This window comes from Pseudomonas sp. FG6, assembly GCF_057809015.1.
The window spans coordinates 1-23,590 of the sequence record NZ_JBMDJD010000054.1; the positions used below are offsets into that span (position 1 = coordinate 1).

At 56.4% G+C, this 23,590-nt stretch carries 26 protein-coding genes, 1 tRNA gene and 2 pseudogenes; 26 read left to right on the forward strand and 3 right to left on the reverse strand.

Translation table 11 applies throughout. The features are described from left to right. From ACODSJ_RS23290 to ACODSJ_RS23350, 13 genes are all read left to right on the forward strand, one after another. Nucleotides 1–392, forward strand: a 392-nt coding sequence (locus ACODSJ_RS23290; RefSeq protein ID WP_489103984.1) for a hypothetical protein, incomplete at its 5' end; no start/stop codon positions are given. Nucleotides 393–790: 398 nt separating this feature from the next. Further along, nucleotides 791–1,153 (forward strand): DUF6124 family protein, encoded by a 363-nt coding sequence (locus tag ACODSJ_RS23295; RefSeq protein ID WP_489103985.1) that lies wholly within the window; start codon nucleotides 791–793, stop codon nucleotides 1,151–1,153. A 127-nt stretch (nucleotides 1,154–1,280) separates the two neighbouring features. Continuing rightward, nucleotides 1,281–2,450, forward strand: coding sequence for a phage tail sheath protein (locus ACODSJ_RS23300; protein ID WP_489103986.1), 1,170 nt, complete (start codon nucleotides 1,281–1,283; stop codon nucleotides 2,448–2,450). A 29-nt stretch (nucleotides 2,451–2,479) separates the two neighbouring features. After that, entirely contained in the window at nucleotides 2,480–2,995 is a 516-nt protein-coding gene (locus ACODSJ_RS23305) for a phage major tail tube protein (RefSeq protein ID WP_489103987.1), read from the forward strand. Between the two features lie 25 nt (nucleotides 2,996–3,020). Further along, on the forward strand, nucleotides 3,021–3,350 hold the full coding sequence (locus ACODSJ_RS23310; protein ID WP_489103988.1) for a phage tail assembly protein: 330 nt from the start codon (nucleotides 3,021–3,023) through the stop codon (nucleotides 3,348–3,350). An 8-nt stretch (nucleotides 3,351–3,358) separates the two neighbouring features. Then, nucleotides 3,359–3,478, forward strand: coding sequence for a GpE family phage tail protein (locus ACODSJ_RS23315; RefSeq protein ID WP_100263901.1), 120 nt, complete (start codon nucleotides 3,359–3,361; stop codon nucleotides 3,476–3,478). Further along, on the forward strand, nucleotides 3,468–6,011 hold the full coding sequence (locus tag ACODSJ_RS23320) for a phage tail tape measure protein (RefSeq protein WP_489103989.1): 2,544 nt from the start codon (nucleotides 3,468–3,470) through the stop codon (nucleotides 6,009–6,011). Before ACODSJ_RS23315 ends, ACODSJ_RS23320 begins: the two co-directional genes overlap by 11 nt. Nucleotides 6,012–6,017: 6 nt before the next feature. Further along, nucleotides 6,018–6,458, forward strand: coding sequence for a phage tail protein (locus ACODSJ_RS23325; protein ID WP_489103990.1), 441 nt, complete (start codon nucleotides 6,018–6,020; stop codon nucleotides 6,456–6,458). Further along, nucleotides 6,455–7,723 carry a phage late control D family protein gene (locus tag ACODSJ_RS23330; RefSeq protein ID WP_489103991.1) on the forward strand — a complete coding sequence of 423 codons (1,269 nt, stop codon included), beginning with the start codon at nucleotides 6,455–6,457 and terminating at the stop codon, nucleotides 7,721–7,723. Before ACODSJ_RS23325 ends, ACODSJ_RS23330 begins: the two co-directional genes overlap by 4 nt. Before the next feature lie 44 nt (nucleotides 7,724–7,767). Next, on the forward strand, nucleotides 7,768–7,968 hold the full coding sequence (locus ACODSJ_RS23335) for a Com family DNA-binding transcriptional regulator (protein WP_489104008.1): 201 nt from the start codon (nucleotides 7,768–7,770) through the stop codon (nucleotides 7,966–7,968). Next, nucleotides 7,929–8,786: a DNA cytosine methyltransferase gene (locus ACODSJ_RS23340; RefSeq protein WP_489103992.1), complete on the forward strand. Its 858-nt coding sequence runs from the start codon at nucleotides 7,929–7,931 to the stop codon at nucleotides 8,784–8,786. Before ACODSJ_RS23335 ends, ACODSJ_RS23340 begins: the two co-directional genes overlap by 40 nt. Nucleotides 8,787–8,938: 152 nt before the next feature. Next, a complete protein-coding gene (locus ACODSJ_RS23345) occupies nucleotides 8,939–9,232 on the forward strand; it encodes a type II toxin-antitoxin system TacA family antitoxin (protein WP_489103993.1) in 294 nt (97 codons plus the stop codon). Continuing rightward, on the forward strand, nucleotides 9,223–9,711 hold the full coding sequence (locus ACODSJ_RS23350) for a hypothetical protein (protein ID WP_489103994.1): 489 nt from the start codon (nucleotides 9,223–9,225) through the stop codon (nucleotides 9,709–9,711). Before ACODSJ_RS23345 ends, ACODSJ_RS23350 begins: the two co-directional genes overlap by 10 nt. A gap of 212 nt (nucleotides 9,712–9,923) precedes the next feature. Here the strand turns inward: ACODSJ_RS23350 and ACODSJ_RS23355 are convergent. Beyond that, nucleotides 9,924–10,239: pseudogene (locus tag ACODSJ_RS23355) on the reverse strand (DinB/UmuC family translesion DNA polymerase); the annotation flags it as partial. A 278-nt stretch (nucleotides 10,240–10,517) separates the two neighbouring features. On the opposite strand from ACODSJ_RS23355, the gene ACODSJ_RS23360 reads away from it, so the two are divergent. Further along, nucleotides 10,518–11,786 (forward strand): hypothetical protein, encoded by a 1,269-nt coding sequence (locus ACODSJ_RS23360; RefSeq protein ID WP_489103995.1) that lies wholly within the window; start codon nucleotides 10,518–10,520, stop codon nucleotides 11,784–11,786. Between the two features lie 593 nt (nucleotides 11,787–12,379). Here ACODSJ_RS23360 and ACODSJ_RS23365 read toward each other — a convergent pair. Continuing rightward, nucleotides 12,380–12,829 (reverse strand): helix-turn-helix domain-containing protein, encoded by a 450-nt coding sequence (locus tag ACODSJ_RS23365; protein ID WP_489103996.1) that lies wholly within the window; start codon nucleotides 12,827–12,829, stop codon nucleotides 12,380–12,382. Between the two features lies 1 nt (nucleotide 12,830). Between ACODSJ_RS23365 and ACODSJ_RS23370 the strand changes: the two are divergent. The 9 genes and pseudogenes from ACODSJ_RS23370 to ACODSJ_RS23410 all read left to right on the forward strand — a co-directional run. Then, nucleotides 12,831–13,022: pseudogene (locus ACODSJ_RS23370) on the forward strand (DNA-binding protein); the annotation flags it as partial. 43 nt (nucleotides 13,023–13,065) lie between these two features. Beyond that, a complete protein-coding gene (locus tag ACODSJ_RS23375) occupies nucleotides 13,066–13,356 on the forward strand; it encodes an Ogr/Delta-like zinc finger protein (protein WP_489103997.1) in 291 nt (96 codons plus the stop codon). Beyond that, nucleotides 13,353–13,580, forward strand: a complete 228-nt coding sequence (locus ACODSJ_RS23380; RefSeq protein ID WP_489103998.1) for a hypothetical protein — start codon at nucleotides 13,353–13,355, stop codon at nucleotides 13,578–13,580. The genes ACODSJ_RS23375 and ACODSJ_RS23380 overlap by 4 nt, the downstream gene beginning before the upstream one ends. 69 nt (nucleotides 13,581–13,649) lie before the next feature. Beyond that, the gene (locus ACODSJ_RS23385; RefSeq protein ID WP_489103999.1) at nucleotides 13,650–16,370 is read left to right on the forward strand and encodes a toprim domain-containing protein; all 2,721 of its coding nucleotides are present in this window, start codon (nucleotides 13,650–13,652) and stop codon (nucleotides 16,368–16,370) included. 63 nt (nucleotides 16,371–16,433) lie between these two features. Continuing rightward, nucleotides 16,434–16,772 carry a DUF7673 family protein gene (locus ACODSJ_RS23390; RefSeq protein ID WP_489104000.1) on the forward strand — a complete coding sequence of 113 codons (339 nt, stop codon included), beginning with the start codon at nucleotides 16,434–16,436 and terminating at the stop codon, nucleotides 16,770–16,772. Continuing rightward, entirely contained in the window at nucleotides 16,769–16,972 is a 204-nt protein-coding gene (locus tag ACODSJ_RS23395; protein WP_489104001.1) for a hypothetical protein, read from the forward strand. Before ACODSJ_RS23390 ends, ACODSJ_RS23395 begins: the two co-directional genes overlap by 4 nt. 198 nt (nucleotides 16,973–17,170) lie before the next feature. After that, entirely contained in the window at nucleotides 17,171–17,380 is a 210-nt protein-coding gene (locus tag ACODSJ_RS23400) for a hypothetical protein (RefSeq protein ID WP_489104002.1), read from the forward strand. 105 nt (nucleotides 17,381–17,485) lie between these two features. Then, nucleotides 17,486–18,652, forward strand: a complete 1,167-nt coding sequence (locus ACODSJ_RS23405; protein ID WP_489104003.1) for an Arm DNA-binding domain-containing protein — start codon at nucleotides 17,486–17,488, stop codon at nucleotides 18,650–18,652. A 66-nt stretch (nucleotides 18,653–18,718) separates the two neighbouring features. Beyond that, nucleotides 18,719–19,915, forward strand: coding sequence for a PIN domain-containing protein (locus ACODSJ_RS23410; RefSeq protein ID WP_489104004.1), 1,197 nt, complete (start codon nucleotides 18,719–18,721; stop codon nucleotides 19,913–19,915). Nucleotides 19,916–20,362: 447 nt separating this feature from the next. Here the strand turns inward: ACODSJ_RS23410 and ACODSJ_RS23415 are convergent. After that, nucleotides 20,363–20,452, reverse strand: a tRNA-Ser gene (locus ACODSJ_RS23415). Nucleotides 20,453–20,760: 308 nt separating this feature from the next. Between ACODSJ_RS23415 and ACODSJ_RS23420 the strand changes: the two genes are divergently transcribed. The 3 genes from ACODSJ_RS23420 to ACODSJ_RS23430 all read left to right on the forward strand — a co-directional run bounded on the left by ACODSJ_RS23420 (nucleotide 20,761) and on the right by ACODSJ_RS23430 (nucleotide 23,552). Further along, the gene (locus ACODSJ_RS23420; RefSeq protein WP_489104005.1) at nucleotides 20,761–21,450 is read left to right on the forward strand and encodes a crotonase/enoyl-CoA hydratase family protein; all 690 of its coding nucleotides are present in this window, start codon (nucleotides 20,761–20,763) and stop codon (nucleotides 21,448–21,450) included. Nucleotides 21,451–21,721: 271 nt separating this feature from the next. Next, nucleotides 21,722–22,444: a 1-acylglycerol-3-phosphate O-acyltransferase gene (locus tag ACODSJ_RS23425; protein ID WP_489104006.1), complete on the forward strand. Its 723-nt coding sequence runs from the start codon at nucleotides 21,722–21,724 to the stop codon at nucleotides 22,442–22,444. Nucleotides 22,445–22,580: 136 nt separating this feature from the next. Beyond that, nucleotides 22,581–23,552 carry a magnesium and cobalt transport protein CorA gene (locus ACODSJ_RS23430; RefSeq protein WP_489104007.1) on the forward strand — a complete coding sequence of 324 codons (972 nt, stop codon included), beginning with the start codon at nucleotides 22,581–22,583 and terminating at the stop codon, nucleotides 23,550–23,552. Nucleotides 23,553–23,590: the final 38 nt, after the last annotated feature.

A 23,590-nucleotide genomic window follows, 5' to 3' on the forward strand; every position in this document is an offset into this window, starting at 1 on the left:
CTATCCCTTATCGTAAGGGGGAAACGGTGTCCTGTCTTTCATGGGGCTCGTTCAGCTATGAACGGGTGATCGGCAATCCTCCCCCAGATAAGATGCGCAGCCATGATGCCTCAGGGTTGCCGATTCTGATCGATCCACCGCCATTAACACGGGAGGAATTGGCAGCCATTGAGCGTCTTTGGCGAGACGCCCAAATCAACGGCCTGCGCTGGCTGCGCGAACGCCATCGGGACGAGGTAGATTCAGCACGCCCCACAACACTCACCACAGAGCAATCAGCAGAGCTGCTGGACTATGTCCAGGCCTTGCGCGACTGGCCGGTAGCCGCCGATTTTCCGCGCTCAGAATGTCGACCTGTAGGTCCGTCGTGGGTAGCAGGGCAGACTCGATAAGCCCGGGTGTAATACCCCGCTCTTTTTAACGGCAAGCACCGAAACTACAGCCACATCCCCCGTTACACCGGATGCAGGTCTTAAGGCTACATCGCCTTGCGCCTTTGCCTACAACTACGCCAGAATCCGCCCGCTTGTGCGCCAGGGTACGCGGCGGTAGCTTAGTTTCTGTCACTGCTCATCAGTGATCGGGTTTAGCAGCCCAGAACCTTTGACGCACAATGCTGCACACTTGCAGCAGGCTTTAGTGCCTGCTCATTATGTAATGGCGGTTGTGCGTGGGAGACCTTCGGGTCTGCCGGTTTAAGAGGTCCGGTCTGCTAACCCGCGTACAGCCGCCACCCTTTTTCGTTTAGCAGCGAAACAAGGCGGTTCCACCACCTCTTAGAGTGTTAATTATGTTCAAGGTAACTCCCAATCCCCCGGCATCAGACCCCACCTCTTCCTACTCAAGCCTCGATCCGGAAAAATTCCACGAAGCCACTGAGCGGGCGCTTGATTATTATTTGAAGCCGGAACAGGCCAAACCCAAAATCGATCCACCAGCGGACCCGCTCTTCAGTGTCCATGAAAACATCGACACTGAAACCCTGCTCGCCAACCTCAGCGAAAACCTGGCCTCCGCCAATGCCATGATCAGTGATCTTGCATTCGATCTTGAAGGTTCTCGCCGGCACGTTGCACTGGGTATCCAGCAAGTCATCGAGGTCAGTGAACTGCTGGCAAATCGGGCGCTGGATATCGTCGAGCCGCGTGAATAACGGGGCCTTAATCGAGAGGACTCGCTGGCGCTTGTAGCTCCCCCTGCCTACAAGGCCGCCAGCTCGCCCAACCGGTGCAAGCGCGGCAGCCTGTGCAGTGTCAATTCCAACACTGCACAGGCAACCCATGGCCGATTATCTTCATGGCGTGCGGGTCATCGAACTCAACGACGGCACCCGCCCCATTCGTTCTATTCCCACCGCGGTAGTCGGCATGGTCTGCACGGCCGATGACGCCGACGCGGCCGTTTTCCCCTTTGACACACCAGTCTTGCTAACCAACGTTCAAACTGCCATTGGCAAAGCCGGCACCAAGGGCACTCTCGCACCAAGTCTTCAGGCCATCGCGAACCAGACCAGGCCCTACACCATCGTCGTGCGCGTGAAAGAAGGCGCCACCGAAGAAGACACCACCAGCGCCCTGATCGGGACCACCACCGCCGAAGGTAAATACACCGGCATGAAAGCCCTGCTCGCCGCCAAAGCCCGCGTCGGCATGGTGCCGCGCATCCTGGGTGTGCCAGGCCTCGACAGCCTGCCGGTCGCCACCGCCCTGGTGTCTATCGCCCAACAGGTACGCGGCTTCGCCTACGTCAGTGCCTGGGGCTGCAAAACCAAAGAGGAAGTAGTCGCTTACCGGGCCAACTTCGGCGCCCGCGAAGCCATGGTCATCTGGCCGGAATTCCAAAACTGGAGCACCGTCACCAACGCCACGGTGACCACCTCGGCGGTGGCCCGCGCCTTGGGTTTGCGCGCCAAGATCGATCAGGAAGTGGGCTGGCACAAAACCCTGTCCAACGTCCCGGTCAACGGCGTCACCGGCATCAGTGCCGACGTGTTCTGGGATCTGCAAAACCCGGCCACCGATGCCAACTACCTCAACAGCCACGACGTGACCACGCTCATCAATGAGGGCGGCTTTCGTTTCTGGGGCAGCCGCACCACCAGCACCGACCCGTTGTTCGCTTTCGAGAATTACACCCGTACCGCGCAGATACTCGCCGACACCATGGCCGAAGCTCATATGTGGGCGGTGGACAAATCGCTGCACGCGTCTTTGGTGCGGGACCTCATTGAAGGGCTCAACGCCAAGTTTCGCGAAATGAGCGGGGCGGGCTATTTGATCGGCGGCAAGTGCTGGTACCCGGACGACGTCAACGACAAGGACACCCTCAAGGCCGGCAAGCTGTTCCTGGACTACGACTACACGCCTGTGCCACCGCTGGAAGACCTCACGCTGCGCCAGCGCATCACCGACCGCTACCTGATCGACTTTGCCAACAAGATCAATAGCTGACCCCGCACCTGCGCAACGGAGAGCCCGACATGGCCATGCCTCGCAAACTCAAGAATCTCAACCTGTTCAACGACGCCAACAGCTACCTGGGCGTGGTCAAGTCCGTCACCCTGCCGCCGCTCGGCCGCAAGATGGAAGGCTATCGCGGTGGCGGCATGAATGGCCCGGTCAAGGCTGACCTCGGTTTCTCCGACGACGGCATCCAGTTCGTCTGGAAGACCGGCGGGCTGGACCTGATCGCCCTCAGGCAGTTCGGCGCGGTCAATGCTTCGGGCATCGCATTACGTTTTTCCGGGGCCTTTCAGCAGGACGACACCGAAGCCGTCAGCGCGGTCGAGGTGGTGATGCGCGGTCGTCACGAATCCATTGAGATGGGCGAAGCCCAACCCGGGGAAGACACCGAGCACAGCATCACCACCACCTGCACCTATTACAAATTGATCGTCGACAACGAAGACATCATCGAAATCGACCTGCTCAATTTCATCGAGATCATCGATGGCGTGGACCTGCTGGAAAAGCAGCGCAAAGCCATCGGCATCTGACCCATCCCACCCTCTGGAATCCGTTATGAACGATCAAAACAACCTCGAAGCACTGCCGCCCCAGGACGACTACACCGTGCACCTGGACACCCCAATCATCCGTGGCAAGACCGTCATCGACAGCATCACCCTGCGAAAACCGCAGGCCGGCGAGCTGCGCGGCGTGCAACTGGTGGACCTGCTGAATTTGGACGTCGCCACCTTGTTCAAGATCCTGCCGCGCATCAGTCAGCCCAGTATCACGGCACCGGAAGCCACCAACCTGGACCCCGCCGACTTGCTTGCCTGCGGCACCAAGATCGCCGGTTTTTTATTGCAGAAAGCGGCGAAGCCCGATGCCTGCCTCGTTGCGTAGAAAACGCCATGGCCGACCTGGCTGTGGTTTTTCACTGGGCGCCGGCTGACATGGACACGCTGGGCCTGCAAGAACTCATGGAATGGCGCGAGCGCGCCCGTGTGCGGAGCTCCACCGATGGCGAATGACTTGAAACTGCGCGTGCTGCTCGACGCCATCGACAAAGCCAGCGGCCCATTGAAGGCCATCGATAAAAGCAGCGTCGCCACTGCTCGCGCCTTGAAAGAAACCCGTGACCGCCTCAAGGCCCTCAACGCGCAACAGCAAGATGTCAGTGCCTGGCGTGCTCAACGCTCGGCCGCCCAGCGCACTGAACAGGCACTCAACGTGGCGCGAGAAAAGGTCAAAACACTCAGTCAACAGTTCGCGGCCACCGGGGCACCGACCCGCGCCATGACCCAGCATTTCCAGAAGGCTGTCCGGGCCGCTCAGGCGCTCAAGCAACAGCATCAAAAACAAGGCGAACAGCTCCAGGCACTGCGCACCCGACTGTCCGCCGCCGGCATCAGCACCCAACACTTGGCTCGCGATGAACGCCAGCTACGGCAACAGATCAGCGCCACCACCACGAGCCTCAGTACCCAACACAAACACCTCGCCGCGTTGACGGAACAACGTCGACGCCTCAGCGCTGCACGTACCTCGATGGACGACTCTCGACGGACCGCTGGCGAGCTGGCCGCCAAAGGTGCTGTTGCAACGGCGGGCGGTGGTTCGGTTTTGTATGCCGGGGCGCGGTTGCTGTCGCCGGGCATCGACTTTGACGCCAGCATGAGCCAGGTGCAGGCCATCACTCGACTCGACGAACAGGCTAACGCGCTCAAAGCCTTGCGCACCCAGGCGCGTCAGCTGGGCGGCACGACCCAATTCACAGCGGGCCAGGCCGCCGATGCACAGGGCTATCTGGGGATGGCGGGCTTCGAGCCCCACGCCATCCAGACCGCAATGCCCGGCATGCTTAACCTCGCGGCGGCCGGCGGCACTGAACTGGCCCAAACCGCCGACATCGCGTCGAACATCCTTTCCGGGCTGGGCCTCACCGCCGATGAAATGGATCGTTTGGGCGACGTATTGGTGGGCACGTTCACCCGCTCCAATACCACTCTGCAAATGCTGGGCGACACCATGAAATACGCCGCGCCCATGGCAAAAACCTACGGCGTGGAACTGGAAGTAGCGGCGGCGATGGCCGGCAAACTTGGCGATGCAGGTTTACAAGGCAGCATGGGCGGTACCGCGCTCAGCTCGATCATGAACCGCTTGGCCGCACCGCCCAAAGGCGCAGAAAAGGCCCTGGAGCAATTGAATATCGCCACGGCCGACGCCGCTGGCAATCTGCGCCCACTGCCCGACTTGCTGAAGGAGATCCACGACAAAACCCGCGCCCTGGGTACTGCCGAGAAAGGCGGCCTTTTCAAAGCCATTGCGGGAGAAGAAGCGGTAAAGGGTATGGCCCAACTGGTGGAACAAGCTGGCACCGGGCAATTGCAAACCCTCATCGCCAGCCTACGCCAAAGCCGAGGCGAAGCCGCTCGTACGGCAAAGGTCATGGCGAACAATCTCAAGGGTGACCTGGTTACCCTCAGCAGTGCTTGGCAAGACCTGGGCATCGAACTGCAAGACCAGCAGAACGGCCCCTTGAGGGAACTGGTTCAATCCGTGACGGCGCTTGTTCGAAGCATCAAAAGCTGGACCCGGGAGAATCCCAAGCTGGCGGCCGGGCTGGTGAAAGCGGTCGCGATCATGGCGGCGTTGGCCGTCGCCGTCGGCGGTTTGATGTTGGCCCTGGCGAGTGCGCTGCTACCGTTCGCGGCGCTACGGTTTTTCCTGGTGCTGCTGGGCTTTCGCTTGCCAGGAATGATTGGTCTTTTGACGACGCTGGGCCGTACCGTGCTGCCCTTCCTCGCCAAAGGACTGTGGGTGGTCGGGCGCGCTTTGATGCTCAACCCCATTGGCTTGGCTATCACCGCCGTCGCCGGCGCGGCGTACTTGTTGTATCAGCACTGGGACGCGGTGACGGCCTATTTGCTTGGCGCTTGGGACGAGATCCAAAGCGGCTTTGATGAAGGGCTGGGCGGTATCTTGAAAGTGCTCGCAGACTTCAGTCCGGTCGGGCTGATCTACCAAGCTTTCGCCGCGGTGATGAAGTACCTGGGTGTGGATTTGCCCAACCGCTTTACCGCCTTTGGCGGGCTGATGATCGATAGCCTGGTTAAAGGGCTGACCGCCGGTATGGGCAAGCTCAAGGAGGTGGTCGACCGGCTCGGCACCCGAACAATTGGCGCGTTCAAGGAAACCCTGGGCATCCACAGCCCCTCGCGAGTGTTTGCCGAGCTGGGCGGCTTCACCATGGACGGTCTCGCCCAAGGCTTAACGCGGCGCGCCGACACCCCCGTGCGCGCCATGGCGGTCTTAAGCCAACGGCTCATCGAGGCTGGTGGGCGCTTGGCGCCCGTTGACTCAATGACGATTGATCGTCGCGCCCCGATCAGCCCTCGGCCCGCCCAGAACATCGACAGTCACGACACCTACGCCATCCACATCCACACGACACCCGGTATGGACACCAACGCGGTCGCCCGGGCTGTGCGTGCCGAGCTAACACGGCATCAAAACGAGCAAGCCGCTCGACGCCGCAGCCGCCTTGCGGACCTGGAGTAACTGACCATGATGCTTGCCCTGGGTATGTTCGTCTTCAGCCTTTCCACCGCGGCCTATCAGGCCCTGCAACGTCAAACCGAATGGCGGCACGCCAGCAACCCTCGTGTTGGCGCGGCGCCGGCTCGGCAGTTTGTCGGGCGCGGAGACGACACCATCACCCTGCCCGGCATCATCCTGCCGGAGCTGGCCGGCAGCGCCTTGAGCCTCGACGCCCTGCGCCTGATGGCAAACACCGGTAAGGCCTGGCCCATGGTTGAAGGCAGCGGTCGAATCTATGGCTTGTGGATTATCGAGAGCCTGAACGAAACCAAAACCCTGTTCTTCCGTGACGGCACGCCACGACGTATCGAGTTCACGCTCTGCCTCAAGCGCGTCGATGACGACCGCATTGACCTGCTCGGCGCAGCCACTCGCGTGGGCGTCAGCATCATGAGGGCGCTGCTGTGATCAATGCGGCGTTGTCCAAGGTCACCGGCTACATTGATGTGCTGGTCGAAGGCTACCGCCGCGATGCCGCCTACCCCGTGCCGGCGTATCGCATCACAGTCGATGGCAAGGACATCGCCCAGTTGATCAGCCCGCGCCTGATGACCCTGGACCTGACCGACAATCGCGGCATCGAGGCCGACCAGCTCAGCCTCATCCTCAGCGATCATGACGGCCTGCTGGCTATCCCGCCCAAAGGTGCAGTCATCCGTCTATGGCTGGGCTGGAGCGACACCGGCCTGGTGGACAAAGGCACCTACACGGTCGATGAAATCGAACACAGCGGCGCGCCGGACATCCTGAGCATCCGCGCCCGCTCGGCAGACCTGCGCAAGGGCTTCAAAACCAAGCGAGAGCGCAGTTGGAGCAACACCACGCTCGGCGTCGTGCTTGTCGACATCGCGTTGGGCAACGGACTCACCGCAACCATCGCCGACACCCTGGCCGAACTGCCCATCCTACAACTGGACCAGGCCAACGAATCTGATGCCAACCTGACCAGCCGCATCGGGGAAGCGTTCGACGCCGTGGTCACCGTCAAAGCCGACTGCCTGCTGTGCCTACCGGCCGGCGGCGGCAAGACCGCCAGCGGCGCCGACCTGCCGCACATCACCCTCACCCGCACCGATGGCGACCAACATCGATACCTGGAAGCTGATCGCGACAGCTACGACGGGGTGCGAGCCTATTTCTATGACGTGAACAGCGCGCAGAAACAGGAGGCCATTGCCGGCGGTGGCGATTGCCTCAAAGACCTGCGCCACACCTACAGCGACCGCCAGTCTGCCTTGCGCGCCGCTCGCGCCGAATTCAATCGATTGCAGCGCGGCAGCGCGACCCTCAGCTACACCCTCGCCTGGGGCCGGCCTGACCTGATCCCCGAATTGACCTACACCCTTCAGGGCGTGAAGCCAGAGATCGACGCGATCATCTGGTACGGCGGCAACGTGCTGCACAGCCTCAGCGCGGAAAATGGCTACACCGTCGACCTGATGCTGGAAAGCAAGCTGCCCGAGGACAGGGTTGAGGATCTGGCTGAAGAGAACAAAGGCGACTTCACCGGCATCGTCGCTCACTACCGCGACCACCGGACCGGGAAGGAAAAGGCCGTGACGACCGGTAATCAAAGCAGACCGAAGCGATTGCGCTGGTTGTATGCCACGGAAAAATCGGCAAAGCGGGCGATTGATCGGGAATGGCGACGAATGCAGGCGCAGACGCAATGACCCAGGCGCGGAATAACGATTACCAACATCTCAAGGACGATTGCATGCAGGACATACGATGCGGCCATTGCTGCCGCAAGCTGGCCGCCGCCAGCGGCTTTCAGGAACTACAGATCAAATGTCCGCGTTGCCGGACGCTCAACCATTTGAAGGCCCAGAGCCTCCCCCCAGTGTGCCGCGAGCATCCAGAACAACGAGTTCATGAATGCAGCAACCCACCATTGGAAGCCTGTTCGCAGGCATAGGAGGCTTTGATGTCGGATTTGAAAACGCGGGATACCGCAGCGCCTGGCAAGTTGAACTCAACCCCATCAACCGGGCTGTGCTTGCCGATCGATTTCCCCATGCACAGCAATTTGATGACGTGCGCACCTGTGGCGCCCACAACCTCTGCCCCGTCGACGTCCTCACCGCCGGATTCCCCTGCCAGGACATCAGCATCGCCGGATGCCGAGAGAGCAACCAAGCCACCCGAGGCCTACGCGGCGAGCGCAGCGGCCTGTTCTGGGAAGTCATACGCATCCTCAAAGAGATACAACCTGGCTGGGTGGTCCTTGAGAACGTCGTTAACCTGCTCGCTGTCAACGATAGCCAAGACTTTGAGACAGTCGTCCGGGCCCTTGCGGACTGCGGGTATGTGGGATTTTGGCGAGTGCTTAATGCTCAATATTTCGGAGTCCCCCAACAACGTCGTCGAATATTCCTGGTCGCCGGTTATCGACGAATGCCCCCCTTCGAGTTCCTGGCTGACGCCGCGCCAGTGGACGCAATACCTCCAGCGTCTCGCTCGATCCAATGGCCTCGCCCCGCGGATGCCTGGGCTGCCAATACTCTATTGGCAAACAAAGCCGGCTCCCAGATCGCTATGGGCTGTACCACTTTCGTCGCTCACCCGAACGGATGGGATCAGATGGCTCAGCGGCAGCGAGCGGCTGAAGATGATGGGTTTTGCCTCGGACTGGATGCGGCCAACCTTGCAGAGGCTTTCAGTGCCGGAAACGCCGTTGTTACGCAGGTGGCGGAGTGGGTTGGACGGGGGTTGATAGGGGCGCAGACCGTGTAGCCAAACGATACACGCGTATAGACAATAGCTACACATTGATATAGTGTTAACCACGAAGCCGACTCAACGGCATCAAATCTCAATCGATAGATCTTTCCAACGACTGATCACATTAAGCGAAGCACTGAGGCATCTCCAAGGCGGGAATTCACATGACCGTAAGTATTGAAAACGTCGAAAGATCCAAGCCCGTTCCCATCAACATGCGAGCGGATGAAAAAAAACGGAACCTGATCGATTTGGCAGCTGCTATGTCCGGTCGTGATCGAACCAGCTTTATCCTAGAGGCTGCTTGTCAGAAAGCAGAGGAAGTCATTCTGGATAAGCGTTTGTTCCTTCTCGACGACGTTGCATTTGACGCATTTGAACAGGCAATGGAAGCCAACCCGATTCGAGGTAACAAGTGCCTACTTCAACTTCTCGAAAGGCCCAAACCGTGGAGCTAAGAGCTCCCGAAAAGCTGAACGACGACCACATCCTGGACGAATTCGATTCAGGCGTGACGTCGATTAACGATTACCTTCAAAAAACAGCACGTAAAGCTCAAGCCACTAAGCAAGCCGTTGTGTACGTGGTCTGTCGCAAGGACACACCGGTCGTCATGGGCTATTACACCCTTTCGAGTGGATCGATCGCTCGGGAGAACGTCGTTCCGAAAAGCCGTCAGCGCAATTCCCCAAGTGTGCACCCAGTGACCTTGCTGGGACGCATGGGCATTACTGAGGCAGCACAGGGCCAGGGCTTCGCTATCGGCTTGCTTCAAGATGCGGTTGAACGAGCGATCATCGCGTCTGAAACCATCGGTTCTTCAGCAATGATTGTTCACCCACTGAACCAGCGTCTGTCGGACTTTTATACCAAGTACGCGGGATTTATAGCGTGCCCGGGCCTCTCGCCCATCACGTTGATGTTGCCGCTCCGGTAATGGATCGGTCCCGAACTGGTGAAACTTTGGGGTATCAAGGGGCACGATGTGGTCATTGCGACCACCCCCCCTTTTGCGCCAGGCTTGAAACGCTTGTTCTTCCCCTCCACGGCGCCTCTACATGGCAGTCACTGTCTTGTTGATCCCACAGACCCTGCACGCCTGCAATCCGGCACTTGTCGTCAGCTTCAAGCTGCCATCCTTGAAAGCCCTAAACGCACATCATTGGTGGGGTAAGGCAGTTCAACCAGGGTCCCATTGGCGTACTTCACCTCTTCTGGATTGAACATACCAGCGCGAATGCTGACGCGGATCCTCTTACACAGCGAGTTTTGCACCCGCAACTTTTCCACAGCCCGGTGAAAGTAGGTAAGTGACCACCGCCTCTTATAGTCTCTACGGTCGTCAGGAGCCTCCCGAACATGCGGCTACTGCAGTTCTCGCCTGGGCGGCCTCGGAAAGCTCCAGGCATGAGGTGCCAGCCAGCTCGCAGGCGGTTTTCTCAACCACCACATTGGATTTCTGCCGAGGTCAAATTTTAGACCGGACGATAGAAGTGGCTAAACGATAGAGATTCGCTATAAGTCCGGCTCCACAAGCCCTGCATGATCGCAGTACCTTACACTTGAATTCAGCAGAATATGTTGAGATCTAGTGCTAACGCTAGATCCTCAGCTAGCGTAATGATGTAAATACACTTTACGACTTCATTGGGCTGGAGTAAAAAATACACCAGCCGTTGTTCGACAACATTCGTTAACGCTCGGTCGCTATCGAGAGACCGATTTGGTGAAAAAAGGAAAGCCATGAGCCAATGGATCGAAAGAATCGAGAATCACAAACTATACAAAACGCTAGATGAACTTGATACGGCAATTGAAAATGCTAGCGACCCCAAGGATGAATTCAATGTAGTAGATGCTCGCACTAGAGCTCAAGCGGTTTTAACCTTCCTCCGCCACAGCCTTAACCAGGCAGACCCTTTACTTGTTTCACCGTCCCTCCTGAATAACATTGACGAAGCTTTGCAACAGGTGCTACATCACATTACAAGCTATATCTCAAATGGGAATGTTTCACATTGGGAGCACGCGCAAAACGCGCTAGATTCATGCTGTGTTTTGAGTTCCTCTATACCTCATCAAACCCCTATTGGTTTGAATGACATGAGTAAATCAGCATTAAATTTTCACAAATCAATTTCACATCTACTTTCGGCAATAAAAGCTGACGGAGATGGCGTATCTAAAATGCAGTTTGACTTACAACAAAAAATATTTGAAGCCACTACAGAAATAAGTAATCAAAAGCAGAGACTGGATACAGCTATCGCAGCGTTTCAGCAACAGTTCTCCGATTCTCAACAGATGAGACAAACTGAATTTTCCGCAGCCGAACAAGCCAGACTCACGACTGCACAAACTAGTGAGGAAGCTCGACAAATTTCATATGAAAGCTCCAGACAGCAACGTACAGAGGACTTTGAACAGATTACATCTTCGGCAAAAAAAGCACACGCCGATTTGGTTGACGAATTGAAGGAAACAGCCAAAGCCACCATAGAACTTATCACAACTCAAAAAGAACACGCACAAAAATTGGTTGGGATCATAACCAATACTGGTATGGCCTATGGATTCCAAAAAACAGCAAATGACGAGCGCAAGGGAGCATTAATATGGAGTGTCATAGCGGTCATCGCTATGTCCATATGGATTATCACTGGATGTGTATTCTTTGGTTTCACCTATGACAAAGAACTTACGCTACCTTCTGTTATTAGACAGCTCTTAATTTCAACACCTTTCGTGCTGCTCTCAGGATTTGCAGCAATTCGCGTCGCGCAGCATCAGAAAAATGAAAGGGCAATGCGAAAGTCCGAGCTGGAAATTGCTTCAATAGACCCTTTTCTCGCAACCCTCTCCGACGTGGACCGAAATGAAGTTAAACGAGAATTTGCGACCCGCTATTTTGGGCAGAAAGATATTCAGGAAAAGCAAGAGCCCACCCCATCTAACCTAGTGGATTTGGCCGGAGCCTTGGTGAAAGTCGTCCAAGACCTGACAAAAAAATAATGAAATGCGGGTGGTGCTTGGACGGAGGATGCAAAATGCTCGGATCGGAAAGGCAAGGACCTATGTCCCATAGAATCGGGGTTAACCTGTTCGATGCAGTAACTGATCAGCACTATACCCGGGAAAAGCGCACCTTAAATTACGTCAAAGCTCCGAAACGTCCATCTTAGAAAAGCGCAGTGATTTTGAGTGGCACAAGAATACCGCCTAACCATCGGTAGAGAGCCTCTGCCCACCCGAGACCCTCTACTTTGCCAACCTCAACTACAACAAATTCGTCAGTTTGATCAATAAAATTTTTCACAAACCCATGCAATATTTTTGTTCATGGAACGCACGCAAGCGCCCGGGTAACGTGCCTTATATAACCTCGGTCTGCCTCAGACAACTCTCGATACCATGTAAGAAGTTTCCGCTCATCTTGTGTTAGCTCAGAATTTTCGCGCTCGCTCTCTTTCACGCTGATGTTGTTTTTCTCATCCTGATCCAACATGCCCACTACTCCATTAAGTGCATTGCGTACGCAACGTTACTTAGGCGTATGGGAAATCAAAACCGAAATTCATCGTAACGAATCGTTTAAATACGACTAGTTATTTCTCGGTGGGGGAAAGTCCGGGGGCGTCAGCTATTGCGCTGATGATGCGATGCACAGCTTTTTGGTCATAGGCAGACAAGGTCCGGAACTGGTGCAGCAGCGCTTCTTCGGCCTCACTCAAGCCTTCGAGCGCGCGTTGCGTCCGCCTTCCGGTTAACACATACGGCACATCGGCACCCGCCTTGAGGACCGCTGTAAGGTAGACGGAATCGGGGTTTCGCTCGCCTTTCTCATAGCTACCCTGGGTATTGCGAGTGATACCGCCCAGTTGCGCAAAGGCCTCCTGATTGAGCCCGAGCCGCGTCCGCTCTTCGCGTAAGCGTTCACCCACGCCAGCGTCCACGCCTTTTTCAGATGCACAATTTTTCAAACTTTCATCCTTTACAGGCACAAATCCTTGGGCATAATTGCGCCAAATCAAACACGGATGCCCACGAATGGACACTATGCCCGCCCCTCTAACACCCGAGCAAGCCCGAGCAGTGCTTGATCGAAAAGGTATCAGCATTGCGCAGTTCGCCCGCCAGAACGCGCTGAACAGCAACCTGGTTAGCGACCTGTTGAATGGTCGGAAGAAAGGACGCCGCGGCGAAGCCCATCGGGCGGCGGTGTTATTGGGTATCAAGGTCGGCGTGGTGCCGACAAACACTTTCCCTACAGTCTTCGCGCAAGGATGTCGCCGTGAGCACTTACAAATTGGTCTGCCCCCATTGCCAATCACGGATGCGCATACGCACCAGTGAAGGCACGCATGTTTTTCTTCGCATTGCTTATTTGCAATGCACTAACGAGGCTTGTGGTTGGGCTGTTCGCGCCGAGTTTGAAATGACGCACGAGATGAGCCCCAGCGGGATGGCCAACCCGTCGGTCAAGTTACCGTTGGCAGATGTCGCGCTACGTCGTGAGGCGATGACATCAAATGTCTCTCAACTCGACCTATTAGCCCCCTCAAGGATGGAGCGGATTGAATGAACGAAAAGCCTGATTACCGCAGCAGCATGCAACAAGCCGCCCTCGCCTATCTGGCTCGACACCAGGCCGAACATCTGGCCGATGGCGATCAGTTGTTCAAAAACTGTATCCGCCACCTGATCGTCGCCCTTGAGGTGCCGTCCGACATTGCGATGAAACTGGCGCAGTTAGCCTGGACTGAGCATAACGCCGCGCCGGGCCGCGATCACTCCACCGCGCTTTAACCCTTACTCAATGACTCAACCCTACATGACCGTGGGGCTGGGTTTGTATTGCCCACCAGTTGGTGCGACATGGAACAGTCAGAAACGCTAAGGGCTGAAGTACTTCAACGGCTCAAGAACGATTTTGGATTCAAGGCGCGGCACAGCGACGTCTATTGGCGCGGGGGTAAGTGCCCAGCTTGCGGACAAAAAGAGCTCTATACCCGAGTTTCCAAGCCGTGGCTGATCATCTGCGGTCGCGAGAGCAAATGTGCAAAACGCTGGCACGTGAAAGAGCTGTATGAGGACCTGTTCGACGATTGGAGCCGTCGAGCGCCCTCTTGCGATCAATTTCCTACGGCCACTGCTCGGGCTTATCTGACGTTTGCCCGTGGGTTTCGACTTGAGCTGATTCAGGGCTGGTTCAGCCAAGAGTCCTACTATTGTCGGGAACTGAACGAAGGCAGCACTACCGTCCGTTTCGCCCTGGATAAAGGCGGGTATTGGGAACGGCTGATCGATCGTCCACACCGCTTCGGCAAGATGAAAGCTCGGCTCAAGCCTGGCGATAGTCCTCGCGGCGTTTGGTGGTGTCCACCTTGCGTGGAATTGCTAGAGGTCACCGAACTATGGATCGTCGAGGGGATCTTCGACGCCATCGCCCTGGTGCATAACGACATTGCAGCGGTGTCGTCTATGTCGTCCAACGCCTTTCCCGAAGAGTCGTTGAGAGAATTGGCACGACTGCGCGGCGGCAAGTTGCCCAAGTTGGTCTGGGCACTGGATAACGAGCCCGGTGCGCACAAATACACCAAGCAATGGGTACGACAGGCCCGCGCCTTGGGCTATGAATGCGAAGCCGCACAGATCCCTCAACCTGACAGCCGCAAGGTTGACTGGAATGACTTGCACCAGCGCTGGGCATTCATAGATGACGAGACCCAGCGTACCGAACAAGTCGAAAAAGACCTGGCTACCGCCCGCTATCACGGCTCCCTGCTGATCGCCGAAAGTGCAGCCGAGAAAGGCGCGCTGATGTACGAATGGCGCGAACGCTATGAATTTCACTTCGCATTCGAGAGCCGGTTGTACTGGTTCAAGATGGATCTGGAGAAATTCAACAGAGCCATGCAGGCGCTGGAGTCCTCGGAACGCCACGAAGACCAGTTGCTCAACGAGAAACAACGCCGAGACAAGGCACTGCGCCAATGCGGTGGCGTCGTCGAAATCGCCAATTGCTACCCCCAGGCGTTGTACTTCCAGCGCAACGAGGTCACCGACGAGTCCTGGTACTACTTCCGAGTGGACTTCCCTCACGACGGCGGCAGCGTAAAAAACACGTTCACGGGCGGCCAGGTCGCCGCCGCCAGCGAATTCAAGAAACGCTTGCTCAGCATGGCCGCCGGCGCGGTATTCACCGGCAGTGGACAGCAGCTCGACAAGATCATGAAGGAACAGCTCTACGGGCTGAAAACGGTAGAGACCATCGATTATGTCGGCTACAGCAAAGAGCACGGCGCCTATGTGTTCGGCGACATTGCCGTGCGCAATGGCATCGTCAGCCGGGTTAACAAAGAGGACTTCTTTGAGTTCGACAAACTACGGCTCAAGACGCTACAGAAGTCGATTGCAATGCACATCCAGCGTGACGCCAAACACTACCGCAACGACTGGCTACCCATGCTTTGGACATGCTTTGGTGCCAAGGGAATCGTCGCGCTGGCGTTCTGGTTCGGCTCGTTGTTCGCCGAACAGATCCGCGCACAGTACAAGTCGTTTCCCTTTCTGGAGGTCACGGGCGAAGCCGGTGCCGGCAAGACGACGCTGCTGACTTTTCTCTGGAAGCTCCTGGGCCGGGAGCACGAAGGCTTCGACCCGTCGAAATCAACCCGTGCCGGTCGCCAGCGGGCCATGGGCCAAGTTTCCAACATGCCGGTGGTGCTGATCGAGGGCGACCGCAACGAGCCGGACAAAGCGCATGCCAAGGGCTTTGACTGGGACGAGCTCAAAGACTTCTTTGGCGGCGGCACCCTCGGCACCCGAGGGATGAAAACCAGTGGTAACGAAACCTACGAACCGCCCTTTCGCGGTGTGGTCGCCATCAGCCAGAACGCCGACGTCAGCGCGTCGGAGGCGATCCTGACCCGAATTATCAAAACTCACTTTGCTCGCCCAGCCGTGACCACTGAGAGCCGTGCGGCAGCGGACAACTTGAACCTGATCCCGGTTGAACAGCTCAGCCACTTTCTGCTAATGGCTGTGCGAGCGGAAGCGCAGGTCATGGCGAAGTTCGCCGAGCGCGTAGCGGTGCATGAGCAGCGTTTGCGCCAGCTCAAGGAGATCCGCGTGGAGCGGATCATCAAGAACCACAGCCAGATCATGGCGCTGGTGGATTGCCTTTGCCTGATCTGTCCGTTGGATGAAAACCAGCAGGTCACGACCCATCAAGCCCTGACGACGATGGCGTTGGAACGCCAGACGGCGATCTGCGCTGATCACCCTTTGGTTGCCGAGTTTTGGGACGTTTATGAGTACCTGGAAAGCCTCGGCGAAGGGCCGCAGGTTAACCACAGCATCGACCCGAAGCTCATCGCCATCAACCTCAACGACTTCGCTGAAAAAGCCAGCGATCACCGCCAGAACCTCGCGGACCTAAAGACCCTGCGCTCGCTGTTGGTCAATAGCCGCAGCCGCAAGCTGCTTGAGGTCAACAAGGCCACCTACAGCGCGGTTCGAGCGGCCCAGGCAGCCAACAACACGATGATCAAGAAGTCCACGACCGTACGTTGCTGGACCTTCCAGAACGCTTGAACAGCACCGCTTTTAACCACCATCAGGCACGCAATGCCTGGACAACATCAAAGGAGCAACACCATGTCCCCTGATCGACTCATGGAAGCGTTTGACGAAATCTTTCGATACGAGAGAAGGCTCCCCGCCATTCGCCAAGCGGGCACTGAGGCACTACACCGATTGCTGCCGATCGCACAAAGTCATTCGGGACAGAGTGGCGTCATCGGCCGCTTTTTGCTCGGGCTGTACAACGGCCAGGACTACCCCTTCGACATGACGGAACTGCGGCGGCTCGATGCGGCCCTTTTCGATGACTGCATCACCGTTTTGCGACTCGATAACACGACTGAACGAGAGGTGCATCGGTACTTCGAAAACGGCGATGCGATTTGGGGAGAGCTGCGGAATCGATGGGCATGAAATGGGCATCGAAACGCGACCGTGACGGACAGGTCGTGCGCGATTGCTGGGTGACAGACAGCGGCTACACCGTCGCCAAATGCCGATTACCCGAGGCCCGTTACCCCATCACACGACCGGGAGATGGGTTGCCCTTTGCTTATGCAAAAGACCGGGACGAAGTCGTAGCAATCATTACTCAAGACCAGGCCAAGGCCTGAAAGATGGTGTCGAGGAGCGGCAACTCCCCGACACCGACCACCACCAAGGAGCAGCGCCATGCAAGCACGGAACCCAAGCGGCAGCGTCGTGGAGGCTATCACGAACGCATTGAAAGTCTATGAGGCAGTTTCCTACACCGTCGGGGGTATCGCTGTAGTTCATCACTTCCAGGGCGTCGCCCTAAAGGAGTTGGCGCGATGAACAACGGTAAATCCTTTCCTTGGAATCTCGACCTAACGGGGTTCTGCGACCAATGCGGGAAGTACCGCGCCCACGGCAACCACTACAAGTGCAGTAAGGTCCGGCAGGCCATTAACGAGCGGCGTCGGGCCGAAGAAGCCCTGTCAGGAAAAGCTTTGAAGCCCAAAAGAAGCGCCAGCTTGTTCTGGATACGCCGCCAGGACTGATCGATAGCGCTTAGCTCGAAAACAACACAGCACGGAAGGCCAGGGACGGCCTTCCCTCCCGCCAAGGTTCTGGTGGAGCTATTCATAAAATGCAAGGAGACGCATATGGCAGATGGCGTAGAGGCCCGCGGAAATTCAGTACGGGTCTATTTTCGTTTTAATGGCGAGTTGTGCAGGGAGCTTGTGCCAGGTGGCAATACACCCGAGAACCGGGAGCATGCAAAGCGTCTGGTGACGGTTATCGAATACGAAATCCAGGCAGGTACTTTCGATTACCGACGGCATTTTCCGAAGTCGACCAAACTGGCCGAAAATACCTTCGGTCATTACCTAGACCTTTGGCTGACAATCAAAAGCAACAGTGTCGCGGCAACCTCCTTTCGCGGGTACAAGAATAAGGCCGAGGTGCACGTAAGGCCACGCTGGGGACACATCCAGATCGATCAGATTGACCATCTAGACCTGCAAGAGTGGATTCAGGGACCACTGTCAAAACGGCTCAAGAACAAAACCATTCGCGACATCATTTGCAACGTGCGCCAAGTGTTCCGACTCTACCGCACCCGAAAGAAAGTCGCCCACGACCCAACGGAAGGGCTATTCGTGCGCCTTCCAGATCCAGAGGCCCCAGACCCATTCACCAGAGCGGAAATCAGACAAATCCTGGAAACCCCCACCCATCGCACCCAGGAGCTGCTGATGGTGCAGTTTATGATTTGGGCAGGACCAAGGGTTTCGGAGACTATTGCGCTGGCCTGGGAGGATGTCGATCTGGAACAGGGGATGGTCACTTTCCGTCGATCCAAAGTGCGCGGAGCATACCGTGTTACGAAAACCAGGCGCTCCACTCGCAAGGTGCGGCTGCTGGGGCCTGCGTGGGACGCGCTGCGTAAGCTAGACGCGATCAACCAGACCAAGAGAGCGGAAACGGTGGAAGTCGTCGAGCGGGACAATAAGACGATCCGCAAGCACAAGCTGCGCTTTGTTTTTCTGAATACGAAGAGCGGTTTGCCGCACGTCAGCGACTTTGTTGTGAGGGACAGGTTTTTCAAAGCACATTTGAACGCGGCTGGCGTTCGTTATCGCGGGCCTGGGCAGTGTCGGCATACCTATGCGAGCCAGTTGTTGACCACCGGCGTCGCCTCGGTTGATTGGATTGCGGAGCAGATGGGCCACACCAGCGCGAATATGATTCGGCAGCACTATGGTATGTGGATCAACGAGGATGGTCCGGACGTCATTAGCATGCTGCAAAATGCCCTAGGTCTGTAGTCGCATTCGAGACTATTGTGAAATGACCCGAAGCACCGCCCAGTGCTCCAAGCGAAAGGAACGCTTATGCCGATTATGCACTTATTCATAGATACGAATATTTTCCTGAACTTCTACACGTACCCTGACGATGACGACGGAGTAGTGGACGAATTGCTCGAAAACATCGACCCCAAAAAAATAATATTGCACCTTCCAAAACAGGTTGAAAATGAATACGAGCGAAATCGAGAGTCGAAGTTACACGTAGCTGTTACTGAATTCCAAAATGGCAAATTCCCCAGTGCAGTACCAAATCACATGAGGGGGACTGAAGCAGCAAAAAACTATCAAGAGGCATTAAAAAACGCCGAATCCGCAAAAAAAACACTGATAGCAAATGCTACAGGCCTAGCTTTACAAAATGATTTACCTATAGACAAAAAAATCGCCGATATTTTTAAAAAATCGCAAAAATATGAAGAAGATGATCAGACATTCAAACTTGCTGTAGAGCGAGCTCAGCGTGGCAATCCGCCAGGAAAAGGAGAAAGCGTAGGAGACAGATATAACTGGGAGGTATTATTACAACACGTACCGCCAGGTGATCTTTATATTGTATCAAAAGATGGCGATTACGCATCCCCTCTTGCGAACTTCGACAGAAAATCAGTTAAAGCCAAACGATATTTGTCTGAGGAATGGGCTAGAAAAAAAGACAATGGATCACTTCATATTTATACAAACATTAAATCTGTAATAGCCCACTACAAACAGCTGGTAAAACAACTCGCATTGCCAGAGCAACCGGCAATACTTCTCGACGTGCCGCCACCGCCCCCTCCACCTGTTCCGCCACCGCCTCCACCTATTCCCACTCCCCCTCCACCTCCTATACCTGGGAGAGCAGCCGTCGATGTATCAGAGGGAGCACCGAACAGACTACAAAGCCCAGAGTATTTAGCCATTTTAAAACAGAAAGACGAAGCGGTTAAATACCTAGAAAATAGCGGTAGCTTTTCCACAACGCACCATGCAATATCGCAACTTTCTAAGTACAACGGATATTTTGATGCTTCCGACGCGACGAAGCTATTCTCTGCGGCCTTAGCAAATGCTCAGGTGGGATGGATCATTTCGGATGATGACGTCTACGATTTTTATGTTAAGTTAGCAAACGAGTTTCTTACCGCTGTCAAGCCAGATCTAGCAAGTCAGATTGCTGATCTAATGGGACTCGTCCCTGCACCGCCACCACCACCGCCTCCACCACTCCCCGAATAGTAACCATAAAAAATAAATTTTCAGGCATTCGACCCAACCCAATTTTTATTAAAGATCTGGGCTGGGTTAAATGCCTTAGGCATTGAGAAAAAATTATCCATCAAATACAAAAAAAACCGACACTCTCACAATACCTAATATCGGCATATCTTTCACTCTCTTAACGTCCATACGCTAAAAAGTTTCGTCAGAGAGCGACGAAGCCAATAATCAACAATCCTTTCAAGACCTAACACTATTCGGCCTGAATGCTGAACATTATTGGTTGTGCTTAAGACAGCCGGGATCGTCTTTTTGCCGAATGGCAGAGGAATCATTCTAGGCTCGACCGGAGCCCCATAGCCCCCGTGTTCCCATGGATGTTCCCATATGGGCCTTTTTTGCCCCTCTGAAAGCACAAAACCCCTGAAAACTTCAAGGTTTTCAGGGGTTTAGCGCTTCAAAATTTGGCGGTGAAGGAGAGATTCGAACTCTCGATACAGTTTCCTGTATACACACTTTCCAGGCGTGCTCCTTAAGCCACTCGGACACTTCACCGTATCTCGTCAAACTGTTCAGTCTGTCGAGGCGCGCTAATGTAGTCGAAAGCCTTGGCGATGGCAAAGGTTTTTTTCAGAATTTTCATGCGCTTAAGGTCATCCGTCATTTCAAACGCCCTCGGGCAGGGCAAACCTGCCAATCTTCGGGGGCGCCTGTGCCGTGCTCTGTTGAGCAAGATGCGGCCGGTTGGGCGGCGCAGGGGGGTCATGGGCTCGGGAGAGTGACCGGTGAGTCAGTCACGGCGCTTTACCTGCCCTGCCCCGGTGAGTAACGTCTGCGTCACTTCTCTTACAAGGAATAGCGTCATGAGCGACTTGATTGCCTACCATCTCGAAGACGGTATCGCGACCCTGACCTTGAACAACGGCAAGGTCAATGCCATCTCGCCACAGGTGATCACCGCGTTCAACGCTGCGCTGGACCAGGCGACGGCGGATCGGGCGGTGGTGATCATTACCGGGCAACCGGGGATCCTGTCGGGCGGTTATGACTTGAAGGTGATGACCGCAGGGCCAAAGGAGGCGCTAGGCCTGGTCACGGCGGGGTCGACCTTGGCCCGTCGTATGTTGTCGCACCCCTTCCCCATCGTGGTCGCCTGCCCGGGGCACGCGGTGGCCAAAGGCGCGTTCCTGCTGCTGTCGGCGGACTACCGCATCGGTGTGGATGGCCCGTTCAGCATCGGCCTGAACGAGGTGCAGATCGGCATGACCATGCACCACGCAGGTATCGAGCTGGCCCGCGATCGACTGCGCAAGTCGGCGTTTCATCGTTCGGTGATCAATGCCGAGATGTTCAACCCGCAGGGCGCCGTGGATGCGGGCTTCCTCGACAAGGTGGTGGCAGCCGAAGAACTGCACGGTGCGGCACTGGAAGCGGCGCACCAGTTGAAGAAAATCAACATGACGGCCCACAAGAACACCAAGCTGAAAGTCCGCAAGGCCCTGCTCGATACGCTGGATAATGCGATTCTGCTGGATCAGGAGAGCTTCGGTTAACAGGCCACCTGGGCCTTGCACGAATCATTGTGGCGAGGGAGCTTGCTCCCGCCGGGTCGGCCCGGTGCCTCGGGCGCAGCAGTCGTAAAACTGCCGATCGGTTTTTCCTGATGTACTGTGGTGAATGGCTTTAGGACTGCTGCGCAGCCCAGCGGGAGCAAGCTCCCTCGCCACATGAACATCGTCCATCTCCTACCTCTATAGCGGCAATTGCTGAAAACAGTGCACGTCCGTACACTGCGCCACCTTTTTGTCCCGGTGGGGCCTGTAGATGCTGTTTGTACTGCGTATGTCGTTGATGGGTCTGCACTTTTTTCTGGCAGGCGTGCTGGGGGTGATCCTGGGCCTGTGTCGGCCATTCAACCCGGACAACAGCCGTTTATGCGCACGCTTGTATGCGCTGCCGGCGATGTGGATCTTGCGCTTGCGCGTGAAGGCCGAGGTCGACACGTTGCTGACCAAGCCCTCTAGCTGCGTGATCATCGCCAACCACCAATCCAACTATGACCTGTTCGTGTTCGGCAACGTGGTGCCGCACCGCACCGTATGCATCGGCAAGAGGAGCCTGAAATGGGTGCCGCTGTTCGGGCAGTTGTTCTGGCTGGCGGGCAATGTGTTGATCGACCGTGGCAACGCGGTCAAAGCGCGCCGGTCGATGCTGACCACGACACATACCTTGCAGCATGAGGACACGTCGATCTGGGTGTTCCCGGAGGGCACGCGCAATCTGGGCAAGGATTTGCTGCCTTTCAAGAAAGGAGCATTCCAGATGGCGATTGCGGCCGGGGTGCCGATTGTCCCGGTGTGCGTCAGCAGCTACATCAAGCACATGCGCCTCAATCGCTGGCGCAGCGGTGACATTCTCATACGTTCGTTGCCGGCAATTCCTACGGCAGGCTTGAGCATGGATGACATGCCCCGGCTCATCGCCCAGTGCCGTGAGCAGATGCGCGAGTGCATCGCCTCGATGGACCGACAGTTACAAGCCGCATGAATGAAAAACCCGCCCCTCGGCGGGTTTTCTTTGGCCGCTTGAATGCGCAAATTTTGCTGACGCCCAAGGGACAGGGCACGCTAAGCTGAACAGGTGCCTGCTACTGCCATTTTCCAATAAGAAGTGAATCACCATTATGGGTAGAGTCGTTGCTGCTGCGGTTTACAGCGCCGGTAAGAAAGTCACCAACATCACCCTCGACGAAGGCAGCGCCTGGGCTGCAAAACCAGGGCATTTTGTCTGGATCGGCCTGGAAGAGCCGAGCGCCCTGGAACTGACCAACCTGCAGCGTCAGTTCAACCTGCACGAACTGGCGATCGAAGACGCCATGGAAAAGCACAGTCGCCCCAAGCTGGAAACCTTTGGCGACGCGTTGTTTATCGTCACCTATTCGCCGATCCGCAAGGACGGCAAGCTGTTGTTCATCGAAACCCATATCTTTGCCGGCAAGGGCTACATCATCACCGCCCGCAACGGCCACTCGGCGTCCTACGCCCATGTCCGCCAACGCTGTGAGGCGCGGCCCTTGCTGCTCAAGCACGGGGAAGATTTCGTTCTCTACGCCATCCTTGATTTCGTCATTGAAAACTACCAGCCCATGGGTGAAGCCATCCACGCCGAGATCGATGAGCTGGAACGCAACGTCATGTGCAGTTCCCTGAACGAACGGGACATCCAGAACCTGCACAGCCTGCGCCGCGACGTGTTGCGCCTGCGCCGGTATGCGGCGCCGATGGTGGAGATCAGCGAGGAACTGCAAAAACTCGACTTCCCGTTCATCGACAAGAACATGGCCCCTTACTTCCGCGATGTGCAGATCCATGTCACCCGGCAGATGGAAGACCTGACGACCCTGGCCGACATTGCCAGCCAGACCATTGAAGTCGGTGTATTGCTCGAAGCCTCGCGCCAGAGCGTGGTGCAGCGCAAGTTCGCGGCCTGGGCGGCGATCCTGGCGTTTCCCACAGCCGTGGCCGGGATCTACGGGATGAACTTCCAGGACATGCCGGAGCTGAGCTGGCAATACGGCTATTTTGCGGTGCTGGGGGTGATTGCGGTGGGCTGCTCCTCGCTGTGGTGGAGCTTCAAGCGTTCGGGGTGGTTGTAGCCAAGCCTCAAACCGCACCCCGTGGGGGGGGGGGGGGG